The sequence below is a fragment of the Endozoicomonas sp. Z74 genome (assembly GCF_057680865.1).
Genome location: NZ_JBLYZI010000049.1, coordinates 33,019 through 40,764, shown reverse-complemented (window position 1 = coordinate 40,764; position 7,746 = coordinate 33,019). Strand labels below are relative to the sequence as shown.

The window sequence follows — 7,746 nt, the reverse complement described above, 5'->3', positions numbered from 1 at the left end:
GTGGTTAAACCCTGCCACTTTCAAGTAAGTTTTTGGTGGATTATCCACCAAAAATTGCAGGGGCTAGGCTGCTTTTGCGATCCCAAAAGATGAATTTATCAAATAGCTGGGGTTGTTCGCACCTTCCATAGAAAGCCTGTGCTCTTCTATTTTTATGGTAAACGGTAAGCCATAAAGTTTGATGATTTGCTTTTCTACAGCAGTCAATAACTGCTTCGAGCAGCCTGGAGCCAATACCCTGACCTGTAAAGGGCTCTTGTATATACAGCCTGTCCAGCTCCGGGGAGGGTTTTGAAGTTATTGGACACTTGGCAGACAGGTCCAGAGAAGCAAAACCTGTCAGATTTTCGTGATGCTCTGCAACAATATATTTATAGTGTTCAGATCTTATCTTTTTTGAAATAGCGTCTTCTGTAAACTCTTTGAGAACATAGTGAGAAATACTTTGATTGATGCCATCAAGGGCATAATTATGCAACCAGACCTGGATAGACAGTGCAGCAATATTGGCGCTGTCTTGTAACGTAGCGAATCGGATCATGAGTGGTACTACTTGTTGTTGGCATTGGGCGCACTCTCAGGACGCCACTGACTGGGCATAATGAACTTCCCATTTACTGCAATAATATCCGGTGTTGGGGCTGAGAATCTACATTTCCATAATCGCCACTCATGACCCGTAACCAGTCCTATGAACAGCAAGTCCGTTGATAAAACTCACTGCCTCCATCAGGTTGCTTGAAACAGTAGAATACTCTCCGGCTCTGCCGGGGATACTTGTATAGGTTATACCGAGGCTTCGGTAGCGGATCTTGTGAGCCATTCACCATTTTCCCTCACCCCAGCCCTCTCCCAGGGGGAGAGGGGGAGTTGGCGGTGTACACTTTTAAACGCCTCCCCCACTTTCGCTGTCAGTAAGACCCCAACAGGAAGAGCCCTTACTCTCTTCTGACACGAAAAGCATGAATAGATATAATAATGTCCATAATTTGGAATAAATCGATAAAAAAGCTATTATTGTATCTAATATTTCTTTTGTCTGGAGTTCTCGTTATGGCTCTGATCTCCCTTTTGACGGCATCGGATGCCCAGCAATTGATGGCGGAGGCGCTGAGAGCCCGACGCAAACAGAGAAAACTGTCCCGCAGGGCTCTGGCCGAGATCAGCACGGTTCCCGAAGCCACCATCAAGAAGTTTGAGACCTGCTTTCAGATTTCTTTCCGACAGTTTCTTTTGTTATGGCAATCCCTGGGGAACCTTCAGGATCTTGCCGATCTGGCCCGACAGATGGAGCAGAACTCCCTGGGTCGGCACCCCCAAACCATTAGTGATGTACTAAAGGATGAAAAGGAATGATGCAACGGGTACGGCATTTGAACGTTCACCGCCGCCTGTCCAATGGCAGTCTGGTGCCTGTAGGGCAGCTGGCCCAAAATGCCAGAGGCGTGTTTTTTCAATACGATAGCGCCTATCTTGAACAGTTCCATAGCCTTTCGCCTTTCTCAGTCCCCTTTGATTCGGCTCTTCTGAAAGCGCCACTGCACCCCCACAGTGGTTTACATGGCCTCTTTTCTGACTCACTACCCGACGGCTGGGGCATGCTATTAATGAACCGGGTGTTCCGTCAGAGGGGCATTTCTCCCCATGAAATAACGGCAATGGACCGACTGGCGTATATAGGAGGTCGAGGCACTGGCGCGCTGGAGTATATTCCGGCCATGGGTTATGAAGAGGCTAGTCGCCTGGTTGAGCTCGGAAAGCTGGGTGAACAGGCCGCCCAGTTATTTGAGGGACAAACGGAAGAAGTCCTCGGGGCTCTCGCTAATGCGGGTGGTTCTGCAGGTGCTCGTCCCAAAGCCCTGATATGGCTTAATTCCGGGTCATCAAAGCAGGCATCAACGGTCTGGAGTTCTGAGCGACAAGCGCCATGGCTGATTAAATTTACTTCTGGTAATTTGCCCCTAGGCCATGACGAAGGGCGCTGTGAAGCGTCCTGGTTGTCCATGGCTGAAGCATGTGGCATTGATGTGCCACAGTGGCGTCTGTTTTCTCAGGCTAACGGGCGCTGCTGGCTTGGAATGAAGCGGTTTGATTGTGTCCATGGCTTGCCTCAGGGGCGGGTTCACATGCATTCTCTATGTGGCCTACTGGATGCAAACTTCCGCGAGCCATCCATGGACTACGAAGACCTGATCAAGGCAAGTCAGGTATTATGTCAGAGCCCTGCGGTTGGCAAGATCCAGTTCAAAAGAGCGATGTTCAACCTGTTTTCCGTGAATCAGGATGATCATACCCGGAACTGGTCGTTCCTGATGTCGGACAGCGGCCAATGGCAACCTTCACCATTTTACGATATCACGTTCAGCCCGACCCCTTTTAATGAACATTCCCTGTCCTTTGGAGGGTACGGTTCTCACCCCCCTCTGAAAGTCGTTCAAAAACTCGCATCTCTGGCGAATTACCGCTCCTGGAAAGAGGCGAGGGCAGACTTGGAGAGCATCTGTGAGGCTCTGAGCCGCTGGGAAGCGCTTGCAGCAGATCTGGACGTTTCATCAGGGCATATTAAAGGCATCCGTAAGAAACTGGATGCGGTTTATCAGGAAAATAAAAGGTTATTGGGAAAGTAAACCTACTTTCTTTCAATGCAATAAAGGGAGCCTCTGAAAATCAGTGGATCACCGTGGGACAACCACACCGGCCTTTTTACTACCCCTGACGAGGCATATACCCCCGATAGCCTGTCACAGTTTTAATAACCTTTTATCGTTTACAAGCTGCTGTTTCACAACGTTTTTCATAAGTCATACAAGTTTGAAATCAACTCACTGAAGATTCAGAAAATATTGATCTAAATCAATCGAATATTCTGAAAAAGGCAGGTGATTTCTCCACTTTTTGAGGTAACATGCGCCTCGTTCATTCCGGCGTCACACAGTCTATTTCTGACCTTGTAACCCTCCCTGGAAACAGAGGCGTCGCCAGGTCAAAAGTGGACTATTCTGGTCAACAAAATGACCCGTCCCTCCGGGTTATGGCCTGGACGCTGGTTCTGAACACCCGTTAATGATTCATCCCTCCCAATTCCCTCTGACGGAGAAAACTGCAGTGAGAAAGACCAAGATCGTCTGCACCATTGGCCCTAAAACCGAATCCATCGAAATGCTGACCAAGCTGGTAGAGTGCGGCATGAATGTGATGCGGCTGAATTTCTCCCATGGTGATTTTGACGAGCATGGCGCCCGCATTGCCAGCATTCGTGAAGTCATGGCTAAAACCGGTAAGAAGGTTGCCATTCTTCTGGACACCAAAGGCCCGGAAATCCGTACTGTTCGCCTGGCGGATGGCAAAGATGTGATGCTGACCATGGGTCAGGACTTCACACTGACCACCGACACCTCCGTGATTGGCGACAACACCCGTGTAGCAGTGACCTACCCGGGTCTGGCGGAAGACCTCAAGCCAGGCAACACCGTTCTGTTGGACGACGGCCTGATCGAACTGACGGTCAAAACCGTCAAGGACAACGAAATTGTCTGTGAAGTTAAGAACAGTGGCGAACTGGGTGAAAACAAAGGGGTTAACCTTCCAGGTGTAAAAGTCAACCTGCCGGCTCTGTCCGAAAAAGACAAGGCAGACCTGGTGTTTGGTTGCCAGCAGGGTGTTGACTTTGTAGCCGCCTCCTTTATCCGTAAAGCCAGCGATGTTCGCGAAATCCGTGAACTGCTGGACGCCAACGGCGGTGAAGGCATCCAGATCATCTCCAAGATCGAGAACCAGGAAGGCGTTGATAACTTTGAAGCGATCCTGGCCGTGTCCGATGGCATCATGGTTGCCCGTGGCGACCTGGGTGTTGAGATCCCTGTAGACCAGGTAATCTTTGCCCAGAAGATGATGATCAGCAAGTGTAATGAAGCTCGCAAGCCGGTTATCACTGCTACCCAGATGCTGGACTCCATGATTAAAAACCCTCGTCCTACCCGTGCGGAAGCCGGCGACGTGGCCAATGCGATCCTGGATGGTACCGATGCAGTTATGCTGTCCGGTGAAAGTGCCAAGGGCAAGTACCCGGCCGAAGCCGTCAGTGTCATGTCCACCATCTGCGAAAGCACTGATAACAACATGGACCTCAAGGTTGAAGAGTTCGATGTTGAGATCGACAGCAGCCGCAGCATCACTCAGGCGGTCTGCCGCGGTGCCGTGAAGACCTCTGATATTCTCGGTGCGAAACTGATCATTGTGGCCACTGAGCAGGGTAAATCCGCCCGCTCTATCCGCAAGTTCTTCCCCAAAGCACCTATTCTGGCCATTACCTCTTCTGAGAAGAGCGCCAACCAGCTTTGCCTGAGCAAAGGCGTGACCACCAGCCTGGTGGAAAAGCAGAAGAACACCGACTGCTTCTATAAGCTGGGCAAAAGCCTGGCGGTTGAACACGGTCTGGTAAAATCCGGTGATGTCGTAGTGATGGTCTCCGGAGCTCTGGTTGAATCCGGTACCACTAATACTGCTTCTGTGCATGTGATCGACTGATCACAGCCTTTGTGGCAATTAAAAGCCGTTGACTCAAACGGTCCTTTTCAATGCAGCCCTATGGGCTGCATTTTTTGTTTGTCGTTATCCCTTCTGCTCACCCCTTCCAGACATTCCGCCACCTTAAGGCTTTTCTCAATACAGTCGAAAAAAATACTGGGGCACAGTGATGGGACCAGAGTATGAAAGGCGCGATCTTTACCGAGTTTCTGGATATGGTGGAAGAGCAATTTTCACCAGAGCTCGTGGAACAAATACTGGAGCAGGCAACCCTGCCGTCCGGTGGTAGCTACACTGCCCTTGGCTCTTATTCCCATCATGAAATTCTCTCTCTGGTCAGTCAGTTAGCCCAGATGACCGGAGCCGAAGCCGAGACACTACAACAGGCCTTTGGCGAATATTTGTTCAATAAGTTTGCCGTGCTTCACAAGCCCTTTATGGAAGGGGCTTCCAGTTCCCTGGATTTTCTTGAAAAAGTGGAATCCTATATCCATGTGGAAGTAAAAAAGCTCTATCCCCAGGCCAGTCCTCCTCAGCTGACCTGCACACGCATCGATAAAAACCGCCTTGAGATGCATTACCAATCACACCGGCCGTTTTCACAGTTGGCTCAGGGATTGATCCAGGGATGTGCCAGCCACTTCGGAGAAGGGATGGTCATCTCCCGGGAGGATCTCCCGGGCTCCGGCCCGGGAACAGAAGCCCGTTTCCACCTGACGATTAAGGATTGATCCCAAATGGCTACTTCACTGTGGGAGAAACGCTATTTACGGGAAAGGCAGGCCCGGCAGGAGGCAGAACAGATTGCAGAAGAAAAGACGCGTGAGCTCTATTATCGAAATCAGGAACTGGCCCAACTCGCTGCCAGCCTCGAGGAAAAGGTCAATGATCGCACGGCCAGATTGAAACGGAATAATCAACGCCTGCTGGAATCACGTAATGCATTGAAAAATCAAAGAAAAAAACTTCAGGAAAGCCATCAGCAGTTATCAGAAAAAGCGCTGGAGCTGGAACATGCCAATCGCCATAAATCTCAGTTTCTCGCCAATATTTCTCACGAACTTCGCACCCCCCTGAACAGTCTGATGATCCTGTCCAGTCTTTTGGTTGATAGCCCGGAAGGGAGCTTGACTGAAGACCAGGAACAATCGGTTCAGATGATCTTTAACAGTGCCAATGAACTTCTTGAGATCATCGAAAGTATTCTGGAAATGTCCAAGGTCGAGGGTGGAGAGCTGAGTATTCATAAAGAGGATGTGCTGCTCAGTGATATCTGGCGAAGTCTCCATGACCAGTTTTCTGCCCTGGGTCGGGAAAAATCCATTGCCTTTGAAGTGGTTTGTTCAACGGATCTGCCAGGGCTGGTCCATGCGGATACGAGAAGGGTCAAGCAAATTCTCAAGAACTTGCTGTCCAATGCGTTTAAATTCACCCCCCATGGCGGCAGTGTCAAACTGTTGATTCACAAGGAAGCCTGGCGGGTGGGCAAAGAGTTTTCTTCCGAAAGTCTGGTGTTTCAGGTTGTAGACACCGGTTGTGGTATTCCTGCCCACCAGCAGGATTCGGTTTTCCAGTTGTTCAGGCAGGGGGATGGCAGTTCGAGCCGTAAATACCGGGGGACCGGACTGGGACTGGCGATGTCAAGAAAGCTGGCCCGATTGATGGAGGGGGATCTCCGTCTGGAAAGCCAGGAGGGCAGGGGATCCACTTTTTCCGTTATTCTGCCCCCGGCCACACTGGTGACCACCTCAGAGCCGGACTCACCCGGAAGCAGCAGCTTTATCATCGTTCAAGAGCAGAGTAGAAACCGGGCATTTCAATCCCAGCAGGTGCTTCTGGTAGATGATGACCTGAGAAACAGCTTTGCTTTGTCGAGATTGCTGGAGGGGCTGGGTTTGAGGGTGCACCTGGCTGAGAGTGGACCGGCAGCCCTGGCCTTTCTGGAGAAGAACCCCGGCATTGACCTGATCCTGCTGGATTTGATGATGCCAGCTATGGACGGTTGCCAGATGCTTGAAATTCTCAGAAGCCGGGTCGAATTCAGAATGATGCCGGTCATTATGCTCACTGCAAGCATGTTGAAGGAAGATGAAATCCGGTGCCGGGCGGCTGGAGCGGATGACTACCTGTGCAAACCCATTGAAATCAGCCTGTTGGTTGATCGCCTGGCGACCTTTCTAAGCAGAGCTCCTTGATTGAGGATCTTCTGATCCCAGGATGCTGGCCAGCTGCTTTGAATCGATATTCCCCCCCGTTGCGATGGCCACTACCGCCTTGTTCCGGAACCGGTCGGGCTCCTGAAGAATTGCCGCCAGGGCAATAGCTCCGCTGGGCTCCAGTAGCAGGTTCATTTCTTCGAAGGCCAGTCTGACGGCCTTGTGAATGAATGCCGGGGAGACAGACATGCCCTTGACCCCCGTATTGAGGACCACTTCCAGATTGGCTTTTCCCGGCTGAAGTGCCATTAAAGCATCACAATCCGTGGGCTGATCACCCTTGGCCCGGCAAAGGCTGCCAGTCTCAATGGATTGCTTCATACCATCAAACCCCGCCGCCTCAATGGCCAATACCTGGGGTGAGTCACGAAAGACCAGGGAGCAACCGGCGACCAGGCTGCCACCGCCCACAGGACAAAGTACCAGGTCAACCCTGTCTTCCCCGGATTTCAGTTGCTTCTCCAGCTCCACCCCAACCGAAGCCTGGCCTTCAATAATAATCGGATCATCAAAGGGGTGGAGCAGGGTTGCACCTGATGACTGGGCAATGGCCCTGGCCATTTGGCTGGCGGCCTCTTCTCTTGAAGGTTCCTGTTCATGGCAGAATGTGATTTTCCCACCGAAGCGCTGGGCGTTGCGTATTTTTTTCCGTGGCGCGTCATGGGGCATAACCAAGGAAACCGGGATATTCAGTTGTTGGCCAGCGGCCGCCAGTCCTGCGGCAAAGTTACCGGAAGAGTAGGCGGTAACGCCTTGTTTTTTTTCATTCTCACTCAGATTGGCCAGGCGATGAAGTGCGCCCCTGAATTTGAAAGCCCCCGTCTTTTGAAGGGATTCCGCTTTCACCAGAACCCGACCCTGTATCCATTGGCTCAGTGACTCCAGCTCGATCAAGGGAGTAACCCGAATAAAGGGGCTGATCTGCTGATAAATCCGGTTCAGGTACTTTTTTTCTGGAAGGGAGTGTGATGCAGCCATTGCCTTTATCTTCACAAACAGTGAG

The 7,746-nt window shown here is 51.0% G+C and carries 7 protein-coding genes; 5 read left to right on the top strand and 2 right to left on the bottom strand.

What is annotated here, in order from left to right; translation table 11 throughout:
* Positions 1 to 40: 40 nt before the first annotated feature.
* Positions 41 to 541, bottom strand: coding sequence for an N-acetyltransferase family protein (locus ACNRUY_RS14800; RefSeq protein WP_488112412.1), 501 nt, complete (start codon positions 539 to 541; stop codon positions 41 to 43).
* A gap of 512 nt (positions 542 to 1,053) precedes the next feature.
* Here ACNRUY_RS14800 and ACNRUY_RS14795 point away from each other — a divergent pair.
* The 5 genes from ACNRUY_RS14795 to ACNRUY_RS14775 all read left to right on the top strand — a co-directional run bounded on the left by ACNRUY_RS14795 (position 1,054) and on the right by ACNRUY_RS14775 (position 6,722).
* A complete protein-coding gene (locus tag ACNRUY_RS14795) occupies positions 1,054 to 1,356 on the top strand; it encodes a transcriptional regulator (RefSeq protein WP_488112411.1) in 303 nt (100 codons plus the stop codon).
* Positions 1,353 to 2,627, top strand: a complete 1,275-nt coding sequence (locus ACNRUY_RS14790; protein WP_488112410.1) for a type II toxin-antitoxin system HipA family toxin — start codon at positions 1,353 to 1,355, stop codon at positions 2,625 to 2,627. The genes ACNRUY_RS14795 and ACNRUY_RS14790 overlap by 4 nt, the downstream gene beginning before the upstream one ends.
* 478 nt (positions 2,628 to 3,105) lie before the next feature.
* A complete protein-coding gene (gene pykF, locus ACNRUY_RS14785) occupies positions 3,106 to 4,527 on the top strand; it encodes a pyruvate kinase PykF (RefSeq protein WP_488112409.1) in 1,422 nt (473 codons plus the stop codon).
* A 182-nt stretch (positions 4,528 to 4,709) separates the two neighbouring features.
* The gene (locus tag ACNRUY_RS14780; RefSeq protein WP_488112408.1) at positions 4,710 to 5,258 is read left to right on the top strand and encodes a heme NO-binding domain-containing protein; all 549 of its coding nucleotides are present in this window, start codon (positions 4,710 to 4,712) and stop codon (positions 5,256 to 5,258) included.
* A gap of 6 nt (positions 5,259 to 5,264) precedes the next feature.
* Positions 5,265 to 6,722 carry an ATP-binding protein gene (locus ACNRUY_RS14775; RefSeq protein WP_488112407.1) on the top strand — a complete coding sequence of 486 codons (1,458 nt, stop codon included), beginning with the start codon at positions 5,265 to 5,267 and terminating at the stop codon, positions 6,720 to 6,722.
* Here ACNRUY_RS14775 and ACNRUY_RS14770 read toward each other — a convergent pair.
* Positions 6,705 to 7,721, bottom strand: coding sequence for a threonine ammonia-lyase (locus tag ACNRUY_RS14770; protein WP_488112406.1), 1,017 nt, complete (start codon positions 7,719 to 7,721; stop codon positions 6,705 to 6,707). The two genes, ACNRUY_RS14775 and ACNRUY_RS14770, sit on opposite strands and share 18 nt — an antisense overlap.
* Positions 7,722 to 7,746: the final 25 nt, after the last annotated feature.